Source organism: Streptomyces sp. NPDC059787, assembly GCF_042732315.1.
Lineage (GTDB): Bacteria > Actinomycetota > Actinomycetes > Streptomycetales > Streptomycetaceae > Streptomyces > Streptomyces atrovirens.
This window is the reverse complement of sequence record NZ_JBHWHX010000005.1, coordinates 46,208-69,414: the sequence shown is the minus strand read 5'-3', so window position 1 is coordinate 69,414 and position 23,207 is coordinate 46,208. Positions and strand designations below refer to the sequence as shown.

General features: G+C 72.0%; 23 protein-coding genes. 13 read left to right on the top strand and 10 right to left on the bottom strand.

What is annotated here, in order from left to right:
- Positions 1-183: 183 nt before the first annotated feature.
- From ACFV5H_RS06510 to ACFV5H_RS06495, 4 genes are all read left to right on the top strand, one after another.
- Positions 184-1,005, top strand: a complete 822-nt coding sequence (locus ACFV5H_RS06510) for a glycosyltransferase family 2 protein (RefSeq protein ID WP_385047456.1) — start codon at positions 184-186, stop codon at positions 1,003-1,005.
- Positions 1,002-2,003, top strand: a complete 1,002-nt coding sequence (locus ACFV5H_RS06505; RefSeq protein ID WP_385047461.1) for a glycosyltransferase — start codon at positions 1,002-1,004, stop codon at positions 2,001-2,003. Before ACFV5H_RS06510 ends, ACFV5H_RS06505 begins: the two co-directional genes overlap by 4 nt.
- Entirely contained in the window at positions 1,996-2,796 is an 801-nt protein-coding gene (locus ACFV5H_RS06500) for a polysaccharide deacetylase family protein (protein WP_385193178.1), read from the top strand. Before ACFV5H_RS06505 ends, ACFV5H_RS06500 begins: the two co-directional genes overlap by 8 nt.
- A gap of 72 nt (positions 2,797-2,868) precedes the next feature.
- A complete protein-coding gene (locus ACFV5H_RS06495; RefSeq protein WP_385193175.1) occupies positions 2,869-3,963 on the top strand; it encodes a DUF5925 domain-containing protein in 1,095 nt (364 codons plus the stop codon).
- A gap of 126 nt (positions 3,964-4,089) precedes the next feature.
- Here ACFV5H_RS06495 and ACFV5H_RS06490 read toward each other — a convergent pair whose 3' ends face one another.
- Positions 4,090-4,458: a GntR family transcriptional regulator gene (locus ACFV5H_RS06490; RefSeq protein WP_385193173.1), complete on the bottom strand. Its 369-nt coding sequence runs from the start codon at positions 4,456-4,458 to the stop codon at positions 4,090-4,092.
- Positions 4,459-4,529: 71 nt separating this feature from the next.
- Here ACFV5H_RS06490 and ACFV5H_RS06485 point away from each other — a divergent pair, with 71 nt between their 5' ends.
- Positions 4,530-5,459, top strand: coding sequence for a GNAT family N-acetyltransferase (locus ACFV5H_RS06485; protein ID WP_385047472.1), 930 nt, complete (start codon positions 4,530-4,532; stop codon positions 5,457-5,459).
- Positions 5,440-5,940 (top strand): DUF402 domain-containing protein, encoded by a 501-nt coding sequence (locus ACFV5H_RS06480; RefSeq protein ID WP_385047474.1) that lies wholly within the window; start codon positions 5,440-5,442, stop codon positions 5,938-5,940. The genes ACFV5H_RS06485 and ACFV5H_RS06480 overlap by 20 nt, the downstream gene beginning before the upstream one ends.
- Positions 5,941-5,950: 10 nt before the next feature.
- On the opposite strand, the gene ACFV5H_RS06475 is transcribed toward ACFV5H_RS06480, so the two are convergent.
- Complete coding sequence (locus tag ACFV5H_RS06475) at positions 5,951-6,571, bottom strand: class I SAM-dependent methyltransferase (protein ID WP_385047477.1); 621 nt, start codon at positions 6,569-6,571, stop codon at positions 5,951-5,953.
- 138 nt (positions 6,572-6,709) lie between these two features.
- On the opposite strand from ACFV5H_RS06475, the gene ACFV5H_RS06470 reads away from it, so the two are divergent.
- Both ACFV5H_RS06470 and ACFV5H_RS06465 read left to right on the top strand, forming a co-directional pair.
- Positions 6,710-6,844: a hypothetical protein gene (locus tag ACFV5H_RS06470; RefSeq protein ID WP_385047478.1), complete on the top strand. Its 135-nt coding sequence runs from the start codon at positions 6,710-6,712 to the stop codon at positions 6,842-6,844.
- A 196-nt stretch (positions 6,845-7,040) separates the two neighbouring features.
- Entirely contained in the window at positions 7,041-8,084 is a 1,044-nt protein-coding gene (locus ACFV5H_RS06465; protein ID WP_385193170.1) for a lytic polysaccharide monooxygenase, read from the top strand.
- Positions 8,085-8,156: 72 nt separating this feature from the next.
- On the opposite strand, the gene ACFV5H_RS06460 is transcribed toward ACFV5H_RS06465, so the two are convergent.
- Together ACFV5H_RS06460 and ACFV5H_RS06455 are read right to left on the bottom strand one after the other, a co-directional pair.
- Complete coding sequence (locus ACFV5H_RS06460; protein ID WP_385193167.1) at positions 8,157-9,017, bottom strand: esterase/lipase family protein; 861 nt, start codon at positions 9,015-9,017, stop codon at positions 8,157-8,159.
- A gap of 174 nt (positions 9,018-9,191) precedes the next feature.
- Positions 9,192-9,638: a MarR family winged helix-turn-helix transcriptional regulator gene (locus tag ACFV5H_RS06455; RefSeq protein ID WP_385047487.1), complete on the bottom strand. Its 447-nt coding sequence runs from the start codon at positions 9,636-9,638 to the stop codon at positions 9,192-9,194.
- Between the two features lie 81 nt (positions 9,639-9,719).
- On the opposite strand from ACFV5H_RS06455, the gene ACFV5H_RS06450 reads away from it, so the two are divergent.
- Positions 9,720-10,094, top strand: coding sequence for a cupin domain-containing protein (locus ACFV5H_RS06450; protein ID WP_385193164.1), 375 nt, complete (start codon positions 9,720-9,722; stop codon positions 10,092-10,094).
- A gap of 51 nt (positions 10,095-10,145) precedes the next feature.
- Here the strand turns inward: ACFV5H_RS06450 and ACFV5H_RS06445 are convergent, their stop codons facing one another.
- From ACFV5H_RS06445 to ACFV5H_RS06435, 3 genes are all read right to left on the bottom strand, one after another.
- Positions 10,146-11,192: a S1 family peptidase gene (locus ACFV5H_RS06445; protein WP_385193296.1), complete on the bottom strand. Its 1,047-nt coding sequence runs from the start codon at positions 11,190-11,192 to the stop codon at positions 10,146-10,148.
- Positions 11,193-11,653: 461 nt separating this feature from the next.
- On the bottom strand, positions 11,654-12,559 hold the full coding sequence (locus tag ACFV5H_RS06440) for a S1 family peptidase (protein ID WP_385047493.1): 906 nt from the start codon (positions 12,557-12,559) through the stop codon (positions 11,654-11,656).
- 310 nt (positions 12,560-12,869) lie between these two features.
- Complete coding sequence (locus ACFV5H_RS06435) at positions 12,870-14,030, bottom strand: DUF5685 family protein (protein ID WP_385047495.1); 1,161 nt, start codon at positions 14,028-14,030, stop codon at positions 12,870-12,872.
- Between the two features lie 291 nt (positions 14,031-14,321).
- On the opposite strand from ACFV5H_RS06435, the gene ACFV5H_RS06430 reads away from it, so the two are divergent.
- A complete protein-coding gene (locus ACFV5H_RS06430; protein WP_004933240.1) occupies positions 14,322-14,759 on the top strand; it encodes a cell division protein SepF in 438 nt (145 codons plus the stop codon).
- Positions 14,760-14,796: 37 nt separating this feature from the next.
- On the opposite strand, the gene ACFV5H_RS06425 is transcribed toward ACFV5H_RS06430, so the two are convergent.
- Both ACFV5H_RS06425 and ACFV5H_RS06420 read right to left on the bottom strand, forming a co-directional pair.
- Positions 14,797-15,987 (bottom strand): acyl-CoA dehydrogenase family protein, encoded by a 1,191-nt coding sequence (locus ACFV5H_RS06425; RefSeq protein WP_385047498.1) that lies wholly within the window; start codon positions 15,985-15,987, stop codon positions 14,797-14,799.
- A gap of 302 nt (positions 15,988-16,289) precedes the next feature.
- A complete protein-coding gene (locus ACFV5H_RS06420) occupies positions 16,290-17,891 on the bottom strand; it encodes an MFS transporter (RefSeq protein WP_385047501.1) in 1,602 nt (533 codons plus the stop codon).
- A gap of 265 nt (positions 17,892-18,156) precedes the next feature.
- Here ACFV5H_RS06420 and ACFV5H_RS06415 point away from each other — a divergent pair, with 265 nt between their 5' ends.
- Together ACFV5H_RS06415 and ACFV5H_RS06410 are read left to right on the top strand one after the other, a co-directional pair.
- On the top strand, positions 18,157-19,566 hold the full coding sequence (locus tag ACFV5H_RS06415; protein WP_385193162.1) for a glycosyltransferase family 39 protein: 1,410 nt from the start codon (positions 18,157-18,159) through the stop codon (positions 19,564-19,566).
- 248 nt (positions 19,567-19,814) lie between these two features.
- The gene (locus ACFV5H_RS06410) at positions 19,815-20,816 is read left to right on the top strand and encodes a phosphatase PAP2 family protein (protein WP_385047506.1); all 1,002 of its coding nucleotides are present in this window, start codon (positions 19,815-19,817) and stop codon (positions 20,814-20,816) included.
- 57 nt (positions 20,817-20,873) lie between these two features.
- On the opposite strand, the gene ACFV5H_RS06405 is transcribed toward ACFV5H_RS06410, so the two are convergent.
- Positions 20,874-21,089, bottom strand: coding sequence for an I78 family peptidase inhibitor (locus ACFV5H_RS06405; protein ID WP_030867007.1), 216 nt, complete (start codon positions 21,087-21,089; stop codon positions 20,874-20,876).
- 426 nt (positions 21,090-21,515) lie between these two features.
- Here ACFV5H_RS06405 and ctaD point away from each other — a divergent pair, with 426 nt between their 5' ends.
- Complete coding sequence (gene ctaD / locus ACFV5H_RS06400) at positions 21,516-23,207, top strand: cytochrome c oxidase subunit I (RefSeq protein ID WP_385047510.1); 1,692 nt, start codon at positions 21,516-21,518, stop codon at positions 23,205-23,207.

Here is a 23,207-nt window from a genome sequence, read left to right as displayed (position 1 = left end):
GGTGACCGAGCCGTGCCGCGCGGTCGGCTGCCGTTTTCGCGGCCGGCCAGTTCTGCCAGCTCACCCGGCGTGCATGTCAGCACCATCGGCGTGCCCGTGGGGTGAGAACCCCCCTTTCGAACCGGACGAACAGCCGGGCCGCCCGAGGGGCGGGCGGTCCACCGGACGAGAGGGACCAGACTCATGAGTTCCGTTCTGCAGCCGGCGACCGAGGACCAGGATCCGCCGACCGCCCGCACCTACCGGCCCGTCTCCTCCCACCTGGCCATCGCGCCACCGGTGAGCGTGGTGATACCGGCCATGAACGAGGCGGAGAACCTGCCGTACGTCTTCAAGACGCTTCCCGACTGGATCCACGAAGTGGTCCTGGTCGACGGCAACTCCACCGACGACACCGTCGAGGTGGCCCGCGAACTGTGGCCCGCCGTCAAGGTCGTCGGGCAGCGCGGCAAGGGCAAGGGGGACGCGCTGCGCTCCGGGTTCGACGCCTGCACCGGCGACATCATCGTGATGGTCGACGCGGACGGCTCGGCCGACGGCAACGAGATCGTCAGCTACGTCTCCGCGCTGGTCTCCGGCGCGGACTTCGCCAAGGGGTCCCGCTTCGCCAACGGCGGCGGCACCGACGACATGACGTTCATCCGCATGCTGGGCAACCGGGTGCTGTGCGCCGTCGTCAACCGCAAGTTCGGCGCGCGGTACACCGACCTCTGCTACGGCTACAACGCCTTCTGGCGGCACTGCCTGGACAAGATCGACCTCGACTGCACCGGTTTCGAGGTCGAGACCCTGATGAACATCCGGGTCGTCAAGGCCGGCCTCAAGGTGCAGGAGATACCCAGCCACGAGTACCTGCGCATCCACGGCACGAGCAACCTGCGGGCCGTGCGCGACGGGCTGCGCGTGCTGAGAGTCATCCTCGGGGAGCGTTCCAACCGGCGTGCGCTGCGCCGGCGCCCGCGCCCCTCACCGCTGCTCGACACGGTGCGGGGGAAGGTGTCTTGAGCGATCCCGGCACCCCGGGCGTCTCGGTCGTGATCTGCGCCTACACCGAGGACCGCTGGGAGGACGTCCTCGCGGCGGTCGCCTCGGTACGGGCGCAGTCACGGCCGGCTCTGGAGACCCTGCTGGTCGTCGACCACAACCGGGATCTCCTGGACCGCCTGGGCAAGGAGTACAAGGAGACCGACGACGTGCGGGTGCTCGCCAACGCGGGCCCCCGCGGCCTGTCCGCCGGCCGCAACACCGGAATCGCCGCCTCGCGCGGCGGGATCGTCGCCTTCCTCGACGACGACGCCGTGGCCGAGCGCGACTGGCTGAAGCACTTCGCCGAGGCGTACGACGACCCGCGCGTGATGGCGGTCGGCGGGCGCACCGAGCCCGTCTGGGCGTCGGGCCGGCGTCCCGACTGGTTCCCCGAGGAGTTCGACTGGGTGGTGGGCTGCACCTACCGGGGCCTGCCGCGCGGGCGCGTGCGGGTGCGCAACGTGCTCGGCGGCAACGCCTCCTTCCGGCGCGAGGCCTTCGACGCGGCGGGCGGCTTCGCCACCGGCATCGGACGCGACGGGAACAAGCGCCCGCTGGGCGGGGAGGAGACGGAACTGTGCATCCGTCTCAGCCGCGCCCGCCCCGACGCGGTCCTGCTGATCGACGACCGCGCGGTGATCCACCACCGGGTGCCCGAGGTCCGGGAGCACTTCCGCTACTTCCGTACGCGGACGTACGCCGAGGGGCTGTCCAAGGCGCTGGTGGCGCGCAGTGTGGGGGCGGAGAAGGGGCTTGAGTCCGAACGCCGGTACACCACGCGCGTCCTGCCCGCCGGGGTGGTGCGGGGGCTGCGCGACGCCCTGCTGGCCCGCCCGGGCGGCGCGGGACGCGCGGGGGCGATCGTGGCCGGGGTGCTCACGGCGGCGGGCGGCTATGTGGTGGGGAGCGTACGGGCCCGGCGGGGCGGGGTCACCTTCTCCGTGGTGGGGATCGGGGAGGGCGGCGGCCGTGACTGACGTACGCGTGCCGATCCTCATGTACCACGCGGTCGCGGCCGACCCCGTCGAGGCGACCTACGCCCTGTCCGTGACCCCGGAGGCGTTCGCCGGGCAGATGGCGGTGCTCGCGGACCGGGGCCTCACCCCCGTCACCACGGCCGAACTGGCCGCGCACTGGCGCTCGGGCCGCCCGCTGCCCGCGCGGCCGGTCCTCGTCACCTTCGACGACGGCTACGAGGGCGTGCACCGGCACGCACTGCCCGTGCTCGCCGAGCACGGCTTCCCGGCCACCCTGTTCGTCTCCACCGGCTGGCTGAGGGGCCCGTACGACACCGGCGGCGGCCTGGACACCATGCTCGACTGGGACCAGGTGCGCGAACTGGCCGCCGCGGGCGTCGAGATCGGCGGGCACAGCCACAGCCATCCGCAGCTCGACCAGCTCGACGAGGACCGGCTGCGCTCCGAGCTGATCCTGTGCAAGGAGATCGTCTCGGACCAGCTCGGCTCCGTACCCGCCTCGTTCGCGTATCCCTACGGCTACTCCAGCCGCCGGGTGCGCCGGGCGGTGCGGGAGACGGGGTACGCCCAGGCGCTCGCCGTCGGCAACGGTCTCGCCCGCCGCGCCCAGGGGCCGTACGCCCTGCGGCGGGTGACGGTGCGCAGGTCCACGTCCGCCGCCGAGTTCGAACGGCTGGTGGAGGGACGGACCATCACGCGCGCCTTCGCCCGGGACCGCGCGCTGACCAAGGGGTACGCGGTGGTGCGCCGGGCCCGGCGGGCACGGGTGCTGATCCGCCGGCCGTCGGGCTGAAGCGTGGACGGCCGTCCGTGCGCACCCCGGAAACCGGGTGCGCACGGCGCCCGGGTGACCGATCATGGCGGCATGTCCGCGCAACCGCACGACGCACTGCCGATCCGGCTCAACGTCGACGACAGCGACTCCCCGTCCGATGTCGTCGACGCGCTGTTCCTCGGCCGCTTCGCGACGGGCGAGCAGCCGTACTCGCACGCCGTCAACATCGACCGCGTACGCTCCGGCGCGACCCTGCTGCCCGCGAACGCGCGGGTGCTGCGGATCGCCAGGGACGACGACCGCAGCGCCACGCTGGCCGAGGGGCAGGGCTGGACCCTGCTGGTCTCCCGCTGGAACCGGGGCGCCGACGTCACGGTCACCGCGGTCAGCGACGAACTGGCGGCGCTGGTCCTGGAGGAGGCCACCGACGGTGCGGCCGACGAGCCCGAACCCCAGCCGGAGAACGTCACCATGGGCTTCTGGTACGTCTCCCCGCGCCGCGGCCCGCACCGCACCACCCGGCAGATCTCCGCGGGCACCTGGGAGGAGATCCGGCCCAACTACACGGCGCCGGTGGCGGACGCGATGGACCGCCTGATGAAGACCACCCCCGAGGACATCTCGGGCCGGCTGCTCCTGCTGCACGGCCCGCCGGGCACCGGCAAGACCTCCGCGCTGCGCACCCTGGCCCGGTCCTGGCGGGACTGGTGCCAGGTGGACTGCGTGCTGGACCCGGAGCGGCTCTTCTCCGACGTCGGCTATCTGATGGACATCGCGATCGGCGAGGAGGACGCGGCCGGCAAGGGCCGCTGGCGACTGCTGCTCCTGGAGGACTGCGACGAACTGATCCGGGGCGAGGCCAAGCACACCGCCGGCCAGGCGCTGTCCCGACTGCTGAACCTGACGGACGGTCTGCTCGGCCAGGGCCGCAACGTCCTGGTGGGCGTCACCACCAACGAGGACCTGGAACGCCTCCACCCGGCCGTGGTCCGCCCCGGCCGCTGCCTGGCCCGCATCGAGGTGGGCCGACTGACCCGCGCGGAAGCGGTGAACTGGCTGGGCACCGAGAAGGGCATCACCCGCGAGGGCGCGACCCTGGCCGAACTGTACGCCCTGCGCAGGGGCACCTCCCCGACTTCCCTCCCGGAACCACGGGGCGACACGGAAGCGGGCCTGTACCTGTAGGTACAAGGACTGGCGCGGGGCAAGCAACACAGCCAACGCTCACCCCCACCTCCCAGGGGCGCGGGGAACTGCGCGACCGGCCGCAGCGGGCCCGCACCCGGCGTCAAACCCCCGCCGCGACGGCGCTCACGCCCCGTAAGCCGCACGCAGTGCGTCCCGCACGGCAGCCAGCGCCTCCTCCTCCGAGCAACCGAGCCGCCGCGCCCGCAAGGCGAAATCCTGCGCCCCGGACGCCAACTCCCGCTCCGCCGCCTCCCCCGCGGCGGCGATCAGCGTCCCGTTCCGCCCCCGCGTCTCGATCACCCCGTCCGCTTCCAGGGCCCGGTACGCCTTGGCCACCGTGTTCGCGGCGAGCCCGAGCGTCTCGGCCAGCCCCCGCACCGTCGGCAGCCTGTACCCCACGGGCAGCGCTCCCGACCGTGCCTGCTCGGAGATCTGCGCCCGCACCTGCTCGTACGGGGGCGCGCCGTCGTCGATCCGGATCCTCAAGGTCACGGCCCGATTGTCGCGCACCCCGACGGAAAACAGGAGGCGCCCCGGACGCGGCCCCCGTAGCGTGCGCGTCCATGACAGTGTCCGTCCGCGCTCTCCGCCCCGACGCCCGCGCCGACCTGGAGGGCTTCGCCCGTGTCCGGCACGCCGCGTTGCCGTTCATCCTCGTCACCCCGGAGTCCCTGGCCCACGACCTCACCCGTCTCCACCCCGACGCCCACTACCGCCCGCTCGTCGCCGTGGCCGACGGCGAGGTGATCGGCACGGCGCAGGTGCACCTGACCCACGAGAGCTCCGAGCCCGGCCAGGGCAACATCAACGTGTACGTGCACCCCGAGCACACCCGCCGGGGCGCCGGGACACTGCTGGTGCGCGCCGCCGAGGAGCACCTGGCCGCGCACGGGGCGACCCGGCTGTTCGCCTGGGTGGTGGACGAGCCCGGCAACCGCGCCTTCGCCGAAGCGCACGGCTACCGGGCGAGCCGCGCCGCCCACTTCCTCCGCCTGGACCTGGCGAACGGCACCCTGCCCCCGCTCCAGGCCCCGCCGCCGGGCGTGGAGCTGCGGCCGGCCTCGGACTTCGCCGCCGATCCGCGCCCGCTGTTCGAGCTGGACGCGGAGACGACGGCGGACGAGCCGAGCGACGTGGACACCGAGTTCACGGACTACGAGGCCTGGCTGGAGGAGACCTGGCGGCACCCGATGTTCAGCCCCGGGCTGACCACGGTGGCGCTGGTCGACGGCCGTCCCGCCGCGTTCTCCGCGGCCCGTACGGACGGCGGCACCCGGTACGGCACGGTCATGACCGGCACCGCCCGCGCCCACCGCGGCCGGGGCCTGGCCAAGCTCGCCAAGAACGACTCCCTGCATCGTGCCCGCGCGGCCGGGTACACGGAGGCGTTCACGGGCAACGACACCGGGAACGGACCGATGATCGCGATCAACAAGTGGTTCGGGTACGAGATCTGCGGGACGGAGGTGCGGTATGTCCGCGCACTCGGCTGACGGGCCGACGCTGGTGGAGGTGGTCCTCGTCAAGGCGGGACGGATGAAGATCCGCTACCCGGCCGAACTGCTCGCCGACGACGGCACCCGCGCCACCGTGCGCGCCCCCTGGGCGGGCGACGGCGTGCGCGACTTCGGCTTCGTCCGCTTCGAGCCCGGTGACGTCTTCACGGAGCACTACTGGCGCGACCGGTGGTACTCGGTGAAGGAGGTCCGCGCCGCCGACGGCACCCTCAAGGGCCACTACTGCGACATCACCCGGCCGGCCGAGCTCTCCGGCGGCCGGCTGGTCGTCGAGGATCTCGACCTGGACCTGTGGGTCTCCGCGGACGGCACGGACGTGCGGCGGCTGGACGAGGACGAGTTCGCGGCGAGCGGTCTGCTCACCACGGATCCCGAGGCGGCGGCCGCCGCGGTGGCCGCCCTCGACGAACTGGACGCCCGGGCCCGCGAGGGCGGGTTCGCCGCACTGCTCGTCTGAGGGCGCCGGGTCAGTCCGGGACCGCGACCACCGCGTACCGCTCGTCGTCCACGTCCCGGCCCCACAGCGCCCTGTCCTCGGACAGCCGCTCCACGCCCACCCGCCCGCCGAGCGGGGCCAGGAGGGCGGTGAGCCGGTCGGCGGGTATGCCGACCGGGCTCACCGTCCCCCACACCCCCTCGACCAGCACCAGCCGTCCTCCGGGCCGCAGCAGGTCCCGCCAGTGCCGCAGCGCCCGGTCGGGTTCGGGCAGCGTCCACAGCACATGCCGGACCAGGACGGCGTCGTAGCGCTCCTCGCCGACCGGTGGTGCCGTCGCGTCGCCGACGAGGAACACGGCGTCGCGCCCGGCGAGCTTCTGCCGGGCGAGCGCCACCATCGCCGGGGACCGGTCGACGCCGGTCACCCGGTGTCCCCGCTCGGCCGCGAGGAGGGACAGGCTGCCGGTACCGCAGCCGAGGTCGAGGACGTCGCCGGGCCGCCCCGGCAGCCAGGCCCGCAGCCGCGCCGCCCAGGCCGCGCGCACCTGAGGGTCGCGCAGCCCGTGGTCCGGCTCCTCGTCGAACGCGGCGGCCTCCGCGTCCCAGTCGACACCGTCCGTACCCGCCCCGTCACCGCCGTGGATCGTCATGGCCCCAGAGTGACACCCCCCACTGACAATCGATTCGTGACAGCGGCCACAGACAGAACGGGACCGATGAGGAACTCTCCCCCGAAAGGTCTACCTCCGTGAGAACACGGAACCCGGTGGACCCTGAAGGAGGCAGCCATGCGCCGTGTCACCGTGCAGAAGCCCCCGAGGAAGACGGACGTCCGCCGGATCCGCGGGGAGGCCGACGAGCGCCCCGCGGGACGGCCCGAGGTCCGCAAGGACATCGCCCGCACCTGGTGGCCCGACGACTGACCGTCCGGACACCCGCCCGATCCGGGCACCTACCTGATCCCAGCCTGAGCACTCCCTTAACGCGGCCATAAGGATCTCTCTCCGCGGCCTTCGACAGGCGATTCCGCTGGTTCGGGGGGCTAGTTTCTGAGCCACCCCCACGGGATTCACCACCCCCACCCCGATCCAGTGATCGCTGTCGAGGAGTTGCTGCCCCATGCCCGCACGCCGCAAGGCCGCCGTCGCCACCGCCGTCGGTCTCGTTCCGCTCGCCCTGACCGGGCTGTCCGCCGCGCCGGCGTCCGCGCACGGCTCGATGGGTGACCCGGTCAGCCGGGTCTCGCAGTGCTACGCCGAGGGCCCGGAGAGCCCGACGTCGGCGGCGTGCAAGGCGGCGGTCGCGGCCGGCGGCACCCAGGCGCTGTACGACTGGAACGGCATCCGCATCGGCGACGCCGGCGGACGCCACCAGGAGCTCATCCCCGACGGCGAGCTGTGCAGCGCCGGCAACGAGGCGTTCAAGGGGCTCGACCTGGCCCGCGCCGACTGGCCGGCGACGAGCGTGAGCAGCGGTTCGTACACCTTCGAGTACCGCGTGACCGCCCCGCACAAGGGGACCTTCAAGGTGTACATCACCAAGCCCGGCTACGACCCGTCGCAGCCGCTGGCCTGGGACGACCTGGACCTGGCGAACCCTGTGGCGACCACCACCGACCCGGTCGCCTCGGGCGGCTTCTACACGTTCGGCGGGACCCTCCCCGAGCGGTCCGGCAAGCAGCTGCTGTACGCGGTCTGGCAGCGGTCGGACAGCCCGGAGGCGTTCTACTCCTGCTCGGACGTCACGTTCGGCGGCGGATCCCAGGCGGGTGGGGATCAGACGGGCGGGGACGAGGCCGGCAGCGGTGAGGCCGCCGGCTCGGGCGACACCCCGGAGGCGGCCGCCTCCGCCCCGTCCGAGGAACAGATCGAGGCCGGTGCCGACAAGTCGACCGTCGAGAACCACGGGCACGGCGACGACGACCCCCACACCTCGGCGGAGCCGGCCGCGGCGGACGACACCACCACCCCGGAGGCCACCGACGACGGCGCCACCGGCAACCAGGTGAAGGCGGCGGGGTCGTCGCAGAACCTCGCGGAGACCGGCGGCGACGGCAACACCCCGTACCTGATGGTCGGCGGCGCCGCGGCGCTGGCGCTCGGCTCGGCGGCGCTGTTCGCCTCCGCGCGGCGGCGCGCGGCGACGGGGCGGCACGGCCGCTGAACCCGTCTCGGGGCCCTGTCCGGCGGCTCAGGCCGGACAGGGCCCCGCTGCGCGCACCCGCGTGTACACGTGTCAGTCGAACACGGAGGCGCAGGTGGTGGGCTCGGCGTGGGCCGGGTCGAGGGCGTTGGCCACCTCGTGGAAGGCGACCCGGTCGAACAGCCCGATCGCCAGGTGCTCGGACAGGTCGAGCGGGCAGAGGTCCTGGAGCAGGACGTTGCGTACGTTCGGTCCGGTCAGGAATCCGCTGCGGTAGGGGGTGACGACCTCGTCGTACCGGGTGGCGAGGACGGTGTAGCGGACCCCGGGCACGGTGTCGCCGCCCTCGTTGAGCCTGGTGAGGAAGTCGGAGCCGGCGACCTGGTCGGCGAGGGCGGGGGTGGCCTCGCTCAGCAGGTCCTCCGCGCCGGGGAAGTGGGGAAGCAGCCGGGTGAGGCCGCCGAGGGTGGTGCCGTGGTTGCTGGGCGCGATGCCGACGAGGGCGTTCACCTCGTCGGCTCCGCCGAGGAACCTGAGGTAGCGACGCGGCATCATGCCGCCCTGGGAGTGGCCGACGAGGTCGGCCTCGGCGGCACCGGTGGCGGCGAGCACCTCGTCGACGAAGGCGTCGAGCTGTTCGGCGGACTTCTCGACGGGGCCGAGGCCGTGGAAGAGGGGGACGCCGGGGAGCTGTCCGTAGTCGAGGGAGAAGACGCAGTAGCCGCGGTGCTTCAGATAGGGCGCGAGGCCCAGCCAGTTGTCGACGGAGTTGCCGAAGGTGCCGTGGACCAGGACGACGGGGCGGGGGTGGGCGGCGGAGGGCTCGCAGGACCAGTCGTTCCAGCCCGAACCGGGTGCGGTGGCGGCGCGGGCGCCGGCGGCGGTGGGGAGGGTGAGGCCCGCGGCCAGCAGCAGCGCGGCGAGGGGTCCGATCACTCGCTTCCAGGGCAGCATCGCGTGATCTCCTTGCGGTACGGGGGAAGGGTGGGGGCCTTACTCCCTGTGATCCGGATCACGAGGACGCTGTTCACTCGTCAAGTTACGGGCGAGTAGCAAAGCTGGGAAGTTACGCGTCGGCAAAAACTTCCGGCATCAACCGGCGACGGCACACCCGCATTCGACAAGGCGTCACCAAATGGGACGGATCGGCCCGTCGGGCGCGATGCGCAGCAACTTCCACGTCAGCTCGCGTGCCTCCGCCTCCCCCAGCACCTCACCCCAGGCCCGCACGGCCTCCGCCGCCGCCTCCTCCGCCGCCCGGGTACAGGCCCACCCCGCCTCGGTCAGCACGACGAGCCGGGCCCGCGCGTCCACGGGGTGGGGGCGCCGCTCGGCGTACCCCTTGCGCACCAGCTCGTCGACGAGCTGGCTCGCGGCCTGCTTGGTCACCCCGAGGTGGACTGCGAGGTCGGTGACCGTCGCACCGTCCGGGGCGAGGCGGGTGAAGGCGAACCCGTGCGCGGGCCGCACCCCCTCGAAGCCACGGGCGACCACCCCGTCGTGGATGCGCCGGGTGAGCTCGCCGGCGACGGCGAGCAGGGCGGCGGACAGGGTGACGGCCTCGGAGTTCTGCACGGGGAAATTCAAGCACCTTGACGAAATGGTCAAGATGCTTGACCATGTAGTCAAGTTGCTTGACTATTGAAGGGGGCCGTCATGCCCGTCGTCCGCCCGTCCGATGCCGTCGTCCACGAGATGCACGGCGCCCGCTTCGTCTCGTACGCCACCCCCTCGACCGGCAGCGAGGAGCTGTGCGCCTGGCGGGGCGAGATTCCCGCCGGTACGAGGGCGCCCGTGCACACCGTCAACCGGGAGGAGATCTTCCATCTGCTCTCCGGCGAGCTGCTGATCACCCTCGACGGCACCACTCACCGCGTCACCGCCGGCGACACGGTGATCATCAATTCCGGCGCGACCCTCGCCGTCGAGAACCCGGCCACCGAGGTCGCCGTCTCCTGGGTCACCACGTCCCGCGGCCTGGAGGCGACCCTGGCCGACGGCACGCGCGTGGTGCCGCCGTGGGCCAACTGAGACCGGCCCGTTCCTCCGCGCGGAGGAACGGGCCGTCGTAGGGGGCGGGGTTCAGCCGATCCGGGTGCCGGTCGCCGAGAGGGCCTCCGTCACCGGCTGGAAGAAGGTCGTACCGCCCGAGGTGCAGTCGCCGCTGCCGCCGGAGGTGAGACCGACCGCGCTGCTGCCCGAGAAGAGCGAGCCGCCGCTGTCGCCGGGCTCGGCGCACACGTCGGTCTGGATGAGACCGTTGACGATGTCGCCGTTGCCGTAGTTCACGGTGGCGTCCAGACCGGTGACCGTGCCGGAGTGCACCTGGGTCGTGGAGCCGCTGCGGGTGACCTGCATGCCGACGGTGGCCTCGGCGGCGCCGGAGATCGCCTGCGTGGAGCCGTCGTAGAGGTTCACCTCGCTCGGGTGGGCGACGTCGGCGGTGTACTTGACCAGGCCGTAGTCGTCACCCGGGAAGCTGGAGTCCGCGTTCTCGCCGATCACGGCGCCCGAGGAGTCCGACCAGGTGGAGATCCCCTCGGTGCAGTGCCCGGCGGTGAGGAAGTGCGGCTCGCCGCCCTTGGTCACGTTGAAGCCGAGCGAGCAGCGCCCGCCGTTGCCCGTGATGGCGTCGCCGCCGGCGACGAAGGGCTTGTACTCGCCCTTGGTGCGCCGGAGTTCGGCGGTGGCGCCGAGCCCGTCGACGACCTCGGTCAGCTTGGCCCACTCGGCCTCGGAGACCGTACGGTCCGCTGTGACGACGACCTTGTTGGTGGTCGGGTCGGTCACCCAGGCGGTGCCCGGGACGGTGGCGTCCCGTTCGAGGGCGGTGCGCGCGCTCTTCAGCTCGGCGAGGGAGTTCGCCACGACTCTCGCCTCGGCGCCGGCCGACTCGACGGTCTCGGCGGCGGCCTCGTCGAGCACGTTCACCACGAGCGACTTGCTCTTCGCGTCGTAGTACGTTCCCGCCGCGTCGGCGCCCAGGTCCTGGGCGAGCGTCGAGGCGAGCTTTCCGGCCGCTCCGATCGAGAGGGTCCGGGGCGCGGAGTCCGCCGGGGCCTCGCTGGCGTTCGCAGTCTGGAAGGTGACCGCGCCGGCGGCCAGTGCGGCGATGCCCGCACCCGCCATGACCGCACGTCGCCGGGGTATGCGTCGGTGCTTCAACTCACGTCCTCCTGTGGGGGGGGACGGTCCGGGGGGTTGTGGGGACCTCACCGGACCGGAAGGTGTACGGCGACGGGGGCAGAACACAGAAGAAGCCACGCCCGTGCCGGTCGAACGGCGCCCACTCTTCCGAACCCCGTGGGGAGCACACAAGGTCGACTTCAGGACGCGCGTACGGCAACGGCCGCGCGCCCCCTATGTCCTGACAGGTCATGGACACGCAGGGCGGTTCGCACTGCAAACGCTACGAGGGAGTAACCGGCGGTACGGTACGCGGGATTCCGCCTTGGCTTGAATTCGACCCCTCGCGCCCCTGGCAAGGGTGAGCCCCCGCACGGCGATCGCGTGCGGGGGCTCGTGGTGCTGCCGGCTGCGAGGTGGGACCCGTGGGACCGGTGGTGCCGGCCGGTCCCGGCGGGCCGCTCCTAGTAGACGCTGACGCCGTAGGCGCTCAGGGCCTCCGTCACCGGCTGGAAGAAGGTCGTACCGCCGGAGGAGCAGTTGCCGCTGCCGCCGGAGGTGAGACCGTACGCGGTGCCGTTGCTGCCGTAGAGCGCGCCACCGGAGTCGCCGGGCTCGGCGCAGACCGTGGTCTGGATGAGACCGGAGACGACGTCGCCGCCGCCGTAGTTGACGGTGGCGTTCAGGGCGGTGACCCGGCCGCTGTGGGTACCGGTGGTGGAGCCGTCGCGGATGACGGTGGTGCCCACGCTCGGGGTGGCCGCGCGGGTGATGTCCACGCCGTTCGCGGTGCCGGGCCGGCTGACGGACCCGGTGTACCGGACGATGCCGTAGTCGTTGCCCGGGAAGCTGGAGCCGGCCGTCGAGCCGATGGCCGTGGTGCGCGCGGAGTTGGAGTACCAGGTGCCCGCGCCGTCGGTGCAGTGACCGGCGGTCAGGAAGTACTCGACACCGCTGCTGCTGCGGACGTTGAAGCCGAGGGAGCAGCGCCAGCTGCTCGCGTAGATGGCGTCACCGCCCTGGATGAGCTTGCTGATCTTGCCCGGGGTGCGCTTGACGGTGATCGCGGCGGCGTCGTCCCCGGCCTGCTGCTTGATCTTGTTGATCTCGGCCTGGGAGACGGTGCTGTCGACGGTCAGGAGCACCCGGTTGGTCTTGCTGTCGACGGCCCAGGCGGTGCCCGGGACGTCGGCCTCCAGCACCGAGCCGCTCACGCTCTTGAGTTCGGCGGAGCTGAAGGTGGTGGGGGTCTCGGCCGCGTTCGCGCTGGGGACCACGATCGCGGCAGCGGCCACGAAGCCGGTGGCTACGGCGATCAGCCGAGTCCGTCTCGAGATGCCGCTGCGGGGGGTGGTGCGCTTGATCCTCACTTCTCGTTCCTCCACAAAGGAAGTAGGGGGCCCTCGTGGGGTTTGTGGGCCCGTGAGGCGCAGCCAGGGAGCCGGGTGCCCGGATTCCGAACACGCCGTGCCCCTGACAAGCGCTGTGGGAAGCGAGTATTCGGCCGACCGACCGTTCGGCGCAAGGGTGCCTTTTGGCCGTCGACCTTTGAACCTTCTAGGAGATTTGATCCACGCGCGGAGTCGCGTTACCCGTGGTCACACCCGCATCGCACCCGCATCACGGCCGGCCGAACAGCAGCACGGTGTCCGGAATTCGCCCCTCCGGATAGCCGGTCCGTCAGCAGTCGCAGCCGCAGTCGCAGCCGTCGCAGCATCCGTCCTCACCGCAGCAGTTGCAGCACTCACAGCAGTTGCAGCAGTCGCCACACCCGCTGCAGTCGCAGTTGGCGCAGGGCCCCTGCTTCTGCTCCCGGCTCCAGGGGTCGTCGTAGGTGCCGCAGCACAACTGGCAGGTGCAGGCGAGCCCCAGCCACACGGCGCAGCCGGCCAGCAGTCCGCGCCGGTCGCGGCGCGGCGGCTCGGGGGGCAGCGGGCCACCGGGGGTGCCGGGAGGCGCGTAGGGACCGGTTCCGTGGGCACAGGAGACCGTACCGAAGGCGCGATGGACGGAGTTGGGCAATTCATGGACGAGCAGCCGGTGCGCGAGACCGCCGTCCTCGAACTCCACCTCGCGCAGCGCGAGCCGGATGCCGTGCACCGCGTCGTCGGCGAGCCGGCGGGCCTCCTCCAGCGGGGTCCCGGTGGCGGCGAGCGGGTTCCAGGCGCCCGAGGCCGCGTCGGCCTCCCTGTCCTCCACCGCGTCCAGGAGATGCGCGAGGCGCCCGAAGAGGCGTCCGGCCTCCGCGAGCGGTACGGCGTTGCGCGGCCGGCCGGCCAGCACCGCGGTGTGCGCGAAGGCCGCGGCCGTCGCGGTCTCGGTGGGCTCGGTGACGGTGAGGATCGGGGTGCCGGGCCCGGCGAGGGTCTCGATGCCGGTCTGCCGGTCCACGGCGTCGACGAGGACGGCGGTGTCGAACCCGACGTCCGAACCGGTCCGCGCGCCCGCCCGGTCCCAGCTCGCGGCGACCCGCCGCGCGGCGAGCGCCACCGGCCTGCGCGCCAGCATCCCGTCGCCGTCGGCGACATGGTCGCGCACCTTGGCGGAGGCGAGGACGAGGGAGACGGCCGCCGCGAGCCGCGCGCCCTCACCGTGCGCGACGGACGCGGTGCGCATACCGCGCAGCGGGCACGGCCCCGCGGTGCGCCGTCCCGCGTCCGGGCGTTCCGCCTGAGCCTCCGTCAGGACGGATATGAGGAGCCCGTCGTAATTGGTGACGATCCGCGCGAGCTGCCCGTGGTCCCCGCGCAACGCGAGGCACAGCCCGCACAGATGGGCCATCCACTGGGCGGTGAGCTTCTCCCCGAGCCGGTGCCGACACGGCCTGACCATTCCGAACACGACGTTCCCCCGTGCAGTTGTACGACGTCCAGCGGCGGCATCGTATCGGCCCCGCCGTTCACCCGTACGCACCCTTCCTCACCCGTACGCCGGGAAGAATCATATTTCACTCACAGTCAGCAGCCGTTTACACCAGGACCCTTGGGAAACCCGGACTCTCGACGGATCAGCTGTGCACCAGTACCGTCACAAACCCCCCGCGCGGCGTCTATCCACTTGGCGCGACGTCCGCATCATGGACGACCATAGGGATGCGGAAAGCAGACAAGACCGCTGTGAGAGGAGGCGTCCATGGGATCGGTACGCAAGGCGAGTGCCTGGCTCGGCCTCGTCGACGACAACGAAGACGAGCGTTACTACGACGACGACTACTCCGACGGGACCGAGCCCGGCGAGGCCTGGGTCACCGATCCGCGGGTCAAGGTGGCCGCGGACGTCGCCGAGGAGAGAGGGCGCCGGATCGGCACGGTCACCCCGGACAGCTTCCGGGACGCCCGCGCCATCGGCGAGCTGTTCCGCGAGGGCGTGCCCGTCATCATGAACCTCACGGCCATGGACGCCGGGGACGCCAAGCGCGTCGTCGACTTCGCCGCGGGCCTGATCTTCGGTCTGCGCGGTTCCATCGAGCGGGTGTCGAACCGGGTGTTCCTGCTCAGCCCGGCCGACACCGAGGTCGTCAGCGGCGAGCCGGCCGCGCACCGGTCGGACGGCTTCTTCAACCAGAGCTGAGGCAGGGCCGCTCGCCGGCCCTGCCTCCCCCGGAGGTTCACCGGAAGGCGTCGAGCCCGGTGAGCGCCTTGCCCAGCACGAGCTGGTGCATCTCCACGGTGCCCTCGTAGGTGAGCACCGATTCCAGGTTGGTCGCGTGCCGCATCACCGGGTACTCGAGCGAGATCCCGTTGGCACCGAGGATCGTCCGCGCCGTGCGGCAGATGTCGATGGCCTCGCGGACGTTGTTGAGCTTGCCGAAGCTGACCTGCTCGGGACGCAGGCGGCCGGCGTCCATGCGCCGCCCCAGATGGTGGGCGAGCAGAATCCCCTTGTGCAGTTCGACCGCCATGTCGGCGAGCTTGGCCTGGGTCAGCTGGAACCCTCCGATGGGCCGCCCGAACTGCTCCCGTGACTTCGCGTAGTCGACCGCCGCCTCGAAGGAGCTCCGCGCGGCGCCCATCGCGCCCCAGACGATCCCGTACCGGGCGTGCGACAGGCAGCTGAGCGGGCCCTTGAGGCCGGTCACCTCGGGCAGCACGGCGTCGGCGGGCAGTCGTACGCCGTCGAGGACCAGCTCACTGGTGACGGAGGCGCGCAGCGACCACTTGTGCTTGATCTCGGGCGCCGAGAAGCCGGGGGCGTCGGTGGGCACGACGAAGCCGCGGATCCCGTCCTCGGTCCCCGCCCACACCACGGCGACCCCGGCCACGGAGCCGTTGGTGATCCACATCTTGCGCCCGTCCAGCACCCAGTCCCCGCCGTCGCGCTTGGCGCGGGTGCGCATCGAGGCGGGGTCGGAGCCGTGGTCGGGTTCGGTGAGCCCGAAGCAGCCGATGACCTCGCCGGACGCCATCCCGGGGAGCCACCGCCGCTTCTGCTCCTCGCTGCCGAAGCGGTGGATGGCGTACATGGCGAGCGAGCCCTGTACGGAGACCAGGGACCGGATCCCGGAGTCGGCCGCCTCCAGCTCCAGACAGGCGAGCCCGTACTGGACGGCACTCGCGCCCGCGCAGCCGTAGCCGTCGAGGGACATGCCGAGCGCGCCGATCCCGCCGAGTTCCCGGGCCAGCTCCCGGATGCCGGGCAGCTCGCCCTTCTCGTACCAGTCGGCGACGTACGGGAGCACGCGGTCGGCGGCCCAGGTGCGCACGGTGTCCCGGACGGCCAGGTCCTCCGGCTCCAGCAGGTCGTCGAGGCCGAGGGGGTCGGCGGGGTCGAAGGGGGGCAACTTCGCGGACGCGGACATGGGGGCACCCTCCGGGAACGGCAAAACTAGCAGTGCTAGTTACGGCTCTGGGCCGACGTTACGCGGCAGTCTCCCGCACGTCCACCCCGCTCTCCCAGCCGTGCGGTGCCGGTTCGCCGTTCGTCGAGAGGTGAACCTCTCCCGTGGGAGCACGCCGCCGACGGCTTGCGGTGGGCGGGGCGCACGGGCGGCCGTGACGACGAAGGACCGGGCGCGGACGCCGATGGCGGCCCGCCCCCAGGGGAGACGTCCGCCTCTTGATGACGGTGAACAGGCGGTGCGCGGGTGGGAGACCGACGCGGTCACACCGAGACGCGTGACTCCACCGCTTCCCGCGGCGCGGGCACCTCCACCGACGCCCCCTCACACTGCATCGTCCGCGGCAGCCGCAACGCCATCAACGCCCCGAGCAACAACAGCCCCGCGCTGACCAGCAACGTCACATGCAGCCCGTGCACGAACGCGTGCCGCGCCGCATCCCGCAGCGCACTCCCCGCCGGCCCGCCGAGCCCGTCGGCCACCTCGTACGCCTCCCCCAGCGAGTGCGACGCCGCCGAGGACGCCGTCCCCGGCACCCCGGGCACCCCGGCAAGGCCGGGCGCATACGCCGCGTTCATCACACTGCCGAGGAGCGCGATCCCCATGCCGGCGCCGAGCTGGTAGGAGGTCTCGCCGATCGCCGCCGCCCCGCCGGCCCGGTCCGGCGGCGCCTCGCTCAGCATCGACTCGTACGCCCCGAACAGCGTGGTCTCCAGACCGAAGCCGAGCAGGACGAAACCGGTCAGCAGCAGCGGCCAGTCGTCCTGTCCGCCCATCGCGGTCAGGACGACCACCGCGGCGGCCGTCAGGCAGAAACCGGAGCAGACCATGCGGCGCGGGCCGAACCGGCGCAGCATCCGCGCGCCCGCCAGGCCCGCCGCCATCGCCGCGATCGTCAGCGGCAGCAGGCGCAGCCCGGTCTCCAGCGGGGAGAGCCCGAGCACGAGCTGGAGGTACTGGGCCGCGATCAGTTCCAGGCCCACCAGGGCGAGCATCGCCAGCACGATGCAGCCCACCGACGTACTGAACGCCGGCCGGGCGAACATCCGCAGGTCGACCAGCGGATGCGTACGGCGGCGCTGCCGGCGCACGAAGGCGGTCAGCAGTCCGGCGCCCACGAGCAGCGGCAGCACGGTCCACACACCGGCGGCGGAGGCGCCGCCACCGAGCCGCTTCACGCCGAGGACCACCGCGAACAGTCCGGCGGCGGCCATCAGCGCGCCGGTCACGTCCCAGGGGCCGTCGTCCGCGCCCTTCGACTCGGGCAGCAGGAGCCGCCCGACCGGGAGGCTGACCAGCATCAGCGGGATGTTGACCAGGAAAACCGAGCCCCACCAGAAGTGCTCCAGCAGGAAGCCGCCGAGCAGCGGGCCGACCGCCGCGCCCACGGCGGCGACCGCGCTCCAGATGCCGATGGCGAGCGCCCGCTCGCGCCGGTCCGGGAAGACCTGGCGCAGGATCGACAGCGTCGCCGGCATGATCATCGCGCCGCCGACGCCGAGCAGCGCCCGCGCCACGATCAGCACCTGGGCGTTGTCCGCGAGGGCCGCCATGCCGGAGGCGACGCCGAACAGGGCGTAGCCGAGCAGCAGCACGCGTCTGCGGCCGATCCGGTCGCCGAGGGTGCCGAAGAGGATCAGCAGCGAGGCGCAGACCAAGGGGTAGGCGTCGACGATCCAGAGCAGCTCCATCGCGCCGGGCCGCAGGTCCTCGGTGACGGCGGGGACCGCGACGTGCAGCACGGTGGCGTCGACGGCGACCAGCAGCAGGCTGGCGCAGAGGACGACGAGCACCACCCAGCGGTTGGCACCGGCCCCGGCCGCCCGACGGCGCAGCGCGGCGGCGGCCGTGGTCGTCCCGGACATGTACACGTACCTCCCAGATGTTCCCTCGCGATCGGCGGGCTCACGGGGTCGGGGACTCCCCCGTGACTCGGCCGGAGAGGAGCGGTGGTCTCCGGCCCGCGCAGCGAACGGCGAGTGACACGTCAGAGTACGCGAGTGGGAGCCGGGGGCGAGTGGCGGGCGTCTCACAGCTCCGGTGGATCGGTGTGGCGTACACCACTTCCCCCGTCGAGGTCACACGCCCCGCAGGGCGGGCCGGTTCCGCTCCGGGTCGATAATCGGGCGCGTGAACGATCTCGACGCGCGCGCCGTCCCGGCCCTCTCCGGCGCACTGCGCCGGGCCGCACCGGCGCTCCTCGGGTACGCCGCCGTGCGTGCCCTGGGCCTGGTCGCGCTGGCACTGTGGAGCGGGGCGCGCGGCAAGGACGCGTACACCCTGCTGACCGCCCGCTGGGACGCGCTCTGGTACACGAGGGTGGCCGAGCTGGGGTACGGCTACGAGGTGCGGCTGCCCAACGGGGACGTGCACTCCAACCTGGCGTTCTTCCCGCTGCTCCCATGGCTGGAGCGGCTGGTGGCGGCGGTGTCGCCCCTGTCGTACGCCGACGGGGGCTTCGTGGTGAGCGTGCTCTCCTCGCTCACGGCGGCCTGGGGGATCTTCGCGGTGGCCGACCATGTGTACGGGCGCCGGGCCGGGGTGTGCGCGGTGCTGCTGTGGGCGGTGCTGCCGGTCGGGATCGTGCAGTCGATGGCGTACAGCGAGTCCCTGTTCACCGCGCTCGCCGCGTGGTCGCTGTACGCCGTGCTGACGGGGCGCTGGGTGACGGCGGGCGCCCTGGCGGCCCTGGCGGGGCTGACCCGCCCGGTGGGGCTGGCGGTGGTCGCGGCGGTGTGGGCGGCGGGCATCACCTCGTTCCTACGGGAACGCGCCTCCGCGCGGGACAGCGCTTCCCCCGCGCGGGAACACGGCTCCACCGCGCGGAGAGACGCCTCCGCGCAGGAACCCGCCCCCGCACGGGAACACACCCCCGCGCGGGACAGCGCCGCCTCCGCGCGGGAGCGGACCTCTTTCGCGCGGGATCGCAGCGCGGTGCAGGAGGACGGCGCGCGGGCCGGGGAACGCGCCGGCGCGTCCGTGATCGCCCGGCGCACGCAGACACCGGAGGGCGCACCGCGCGCGACGGACACCTCCGGTGTGCGCCTGCGCCGGGTGCTCGGCATGTTCCTCGCGCCCCTCGGAGCCGCCGGTTACGTCCTGTGGGTGGGGCACCGGACCGGCGACGGGCCGCTGGGGTATCTCGACGTGCAGGCCGGCTGGCGGAACGGCTTCGACGGGGGCTACGCCTTCGCCCGCTTCGTCGCCGACAAGTTCACGTCGTTCCCGTCCGCCCTGGCGGGCCTCGGACTGGTGATCGGCGTCGGCCTCGTGGTGTGGCTGTACGTCGTCTGCGTACGGCAGCGCCAGCCGCTCCCCCTGCTGGTGTACGCCGGGGTCGTCACCGCGCTCGCCCTGTGCGCGTCGAGCTACTTCGGCTCGAAACCGCGGCTGCTGCTGCCCGCCTTCCCCCTGCTGCTGCCCCTCGCCCTGGCCCTGGCCCGGCTGCGTACGCCCAGGTCCGCGCTGGTCGTGGGGGCGGTCGCGGCGGCCTCGGCGGTGTACGGGGCCTTCTGGCTGAACGGCTCCGGTCCACCCTGACCCGCCCTGACCCGCCCGGAGCGGCCGATGAGCTCCGAGGAAATTCCGCACCAGCCCCCGGTGAACGAATTCAAAAGCGCGATAAAACCCTCCCCCGGAATGATCAAAGGAATTGAAGTCCGCAGCATCCGGGGTTTGTGGATTCGCCGGAGATAAAGGCCCTCCTGAGAGGAATGCCACATCACATCGTCATCACAAAGAGGCTGATTCGACAGGGTTCCGCGCTCACTCGCTGTAACGTCGATTGGGTGCGTACCGAACGGAAGCCCACCCGCCTGGACCGGGTGTTCGCGAGGCTGGATCGTGAGCCGGAACGACCGGCTCACGTCGGCATGCCGCGAATGAGCCGGCACCGGATGGTGTTGTTCGGCGCCGCCCTGGCCTTCTACCTGGCGATCGTGTGGGCCGTACTGATCACCTCCTGGCTGGTCCGGCTGGACTGGCAGGTGATGTTCTTCCGTCCCTACCAGCAGTGGCCCGAGATCCACGCCTTCGTCGACTACTACGTGGTCCTCGGACAGCGCGGCCCGACGGCGGTGATGGTGGCGGCCTGGCTGGGCTGGCGCTCCTGGCGGCAGCACACCCTGCGTCCGCTGCTCGCCCTCGGCGTCTCCCTGCTGCTGCTCAACGTCACCGTCGGTGCCGCGAAGTACGGCATGGGGCGCCTCGGACCGCACTACGCGACCGAGATCGGCTCGAACGAGATGTGGCTCGGCGGCGACATATTTCCCAGCGGCCACACCGCCAACGCCGTGGTGACCTGGGGAATCCTGGCCTATCTGGCCTCCACCCCCAGAGCGCGCCGCTGGCTGTCCGCGCTGTCGGCCGTGACCTCGCTCGGTGTGGGGCTGTCCACCGTCTACATCGGGACCCACTGGCTGAGCGATGTGGTCCTGGGCTGGATCGCGGGCCTGCTGATCCTGCTGGCGCTGCCCTGGTTCGAGCCGGTGATCACCCGCGCGGAGACGCGGATCTTCGCCCTGCGCACCCGCTGGCGGGCGCCTCGGGGGGACACGGCGGAGGCCGGCCCGCCCGGGCGGCCCGTCGTGCTCAAGCCGCTCCCCGACCGCGCGGACACGGCTCACGAGCCGGTTCCCACGGGCCGCCCGGCCTCCCGGTCGCCCGCCTACCTGGCGCCCGGGCCGCACACGACCCGCGCGGAGCGCTCCCCGGTCACCCCGGCGGGCAGTCGCCGCCCGCAGCACGCGGAGCGCCACCCGCGCGGTACGACGTCGGCCACCCGTACCTGACGGGCGCGCACGCCACGGCCCCGGTTCCGGTGAGGGAACCGGGGCCGTCGCCGTGTGTCAGCCCTTCCAGGCGCGCGCCACCAGGCCGTCCTTCACCTCGAAGTTCAGCCGGCCCACGCGGTACTCCATGGTGATGATCGTCCCCGGGGCCAGCGCCCGCACGGTCGACCAGCCGCGCTCCCGCGCGAGGTGCTCGGCCCGGTCCGCCGCGAGGCCGACATAGGCGTCAGGACTGTCGTGGGGTTCCGCGGAGGGTGTCGGAATGGGTGCCATGCGGCCACGCTATGCCCTGGCCCGGGAGCGGGGAAGCCGGAAGCGGGAACACCCGGACGGATCCCCCGGTGGTCACACTTCTGTCACAGGATCACGACAGGCGTTCGTGACGGTGGCCGTCACCCGGACGGGCGGTTCGGTACGCCTTCCGCAGGCATTCGAACGTAATTCCCGCGTGTCACACCACGGGCGCGATTAAATCCGACGGAAAGTGCCGGGGGAAGTACTCCGGGACCCCATCCCTTTTTCCGTCGCCGCGCATGATCACGCAAGCCGGTGCGCACAGAAAATACGCCTTTCCGCCACACGATCCGCCACGTCCTCTGTCGGGGACCGGCAGGGGCGAGCATCATGGCGTGGGCCCGGAGGTACCTGTGGCGCGGGCTCCCGGCGGGGCCCGGCGCGCGAGAAGCGAAGGGGCGAGCGATGGGGACGCAGACCGTCCAGGCGGCGGCGCGACCGGCGCGCCGGCAACGGCGCGGACAGCTGGTGATCGACTGGCTGACCACCACCGACCACAAGAAGATCGGCCACCTCTACCTGATCACGTCGTTCGTGTTCTTCCTGATCGCCGGTGTGATGGCGCTGCTGATGCGCGCCGAACTGGCCCGGCCCGGACTGCAGCTCGTCGACAACCAGCAGTTCAACCAGATGTTCACCCTGCACGGCACGATCATGCTGCTGCTGTTCGCGACGCCCAGCTTCGCGGGGTTCGCCAACGAGCTGATGCCGCTGCAGATCGGGGCGCCCGACGTGGCCTTCCCGCGGCTGAACATGTTCTCGTACTGGCTGTTCCTCTTCGGCGGGCTGATCGTGCTGGGTTCGCTGGTGGTCACCGGGGGTCCGGCCGCCTACGGCTGGTTCGCCTACGCGCCGCTGAACAGCATGGAGTACTCCCCCGGCCTCGGCCCGGACCTGTGGATCATGGGCCTCGCGCTGTCCGGCTTCGGCACCATCCTCGGCGCGGTCAACTTCATCACCACCATCGTCGGGATGCGCGCCCCCGGGATGACGATGTTCCGGATGCCGCTGTTCACCTGGAACACGCTGTTCACGTCGATCCTGATCCTGCTGGCGTTCCCGGTGCTCGCGGCGGCGCTGCTGGTGCTGGAGGCGGACCGGCGGTTCGGCTCACAGATCTTCGAGGCCGCCAACGGCGGGGCGCTGCTGTGGCAGCACCTGTTCTGGTTCTTCGGCCATCCCGAGGTCTACATCATCGCGCTGCCGTTCTTCGGCATCGTCACGGAGATCATCCCGGTCTTCAGCCGCAAGCCGCTGTTCGGCTATCTGACGCTGGTGGGCGCCACCATGGCCATCACGGGCCTGTCGGTGGTGGTGTGGGCGCACCACATGTTCGCCACCGGCGCGGTGCTGCTGCCGTTCTTCTCCTTCATGAGCTTCCTGATCGCGGTGCCGACGGGCGTGAAGTTCTTCAACTGGACCGGCACCATGATCAAGGGCTCGCTGTCCTTCGAGACGCCCATGCTGTGGGCGACCGGGTTCCTGGTGTCGTTCCTGTTCGGCGGGCTGACCGGGGTGCTGCTGGCGTCGCCGCCGCTGGACTTCCATGTGACGGACTCGTACTTCGTCGTCGCGCACTTCCACTACGTGGTCTTCGGCACCGTCGTCTTCGCGACCTTCGCCGGGTTCTACTTCTGGTGGCCCAAGTTCACCGGGAAGATGCTCGACGAACGGCTCGGCAGGATCCAGTTCTGGACGCTGTTCGTCGGCTTCCACACCACGTTCCTGGTGCAGCACTGGCTGGGCGCGGAGGGCATGCCGCGCCGCTACGCCGACTATCTCGCGGCGGACGGCTTCACCGCCCTGAACACCGTCTCCACCATCGGCGCGTTCCTGCTCGGCATGTCCACGCTGCCGTTCCTCTACAACGTCTGGAAGACCGCCAGGTACGGCGAGAAGGTCGAGGTCGACGACCCGTGGGGCTTCGGGCGGTCCCTGGAGTGGGCGACCTCGTGTCCGCCGCCCCGGCACAACTTCACGACGCTGCCCCGGGTCCGCTCGGAGTCGCCGGCGTTCGACATGAACCATCCGGAGTACGCGGCGGTGACGTCGCAGCCCGAGCCGAAGAGCGAGCAGGCCGGCACCGAGCCGCTCTGA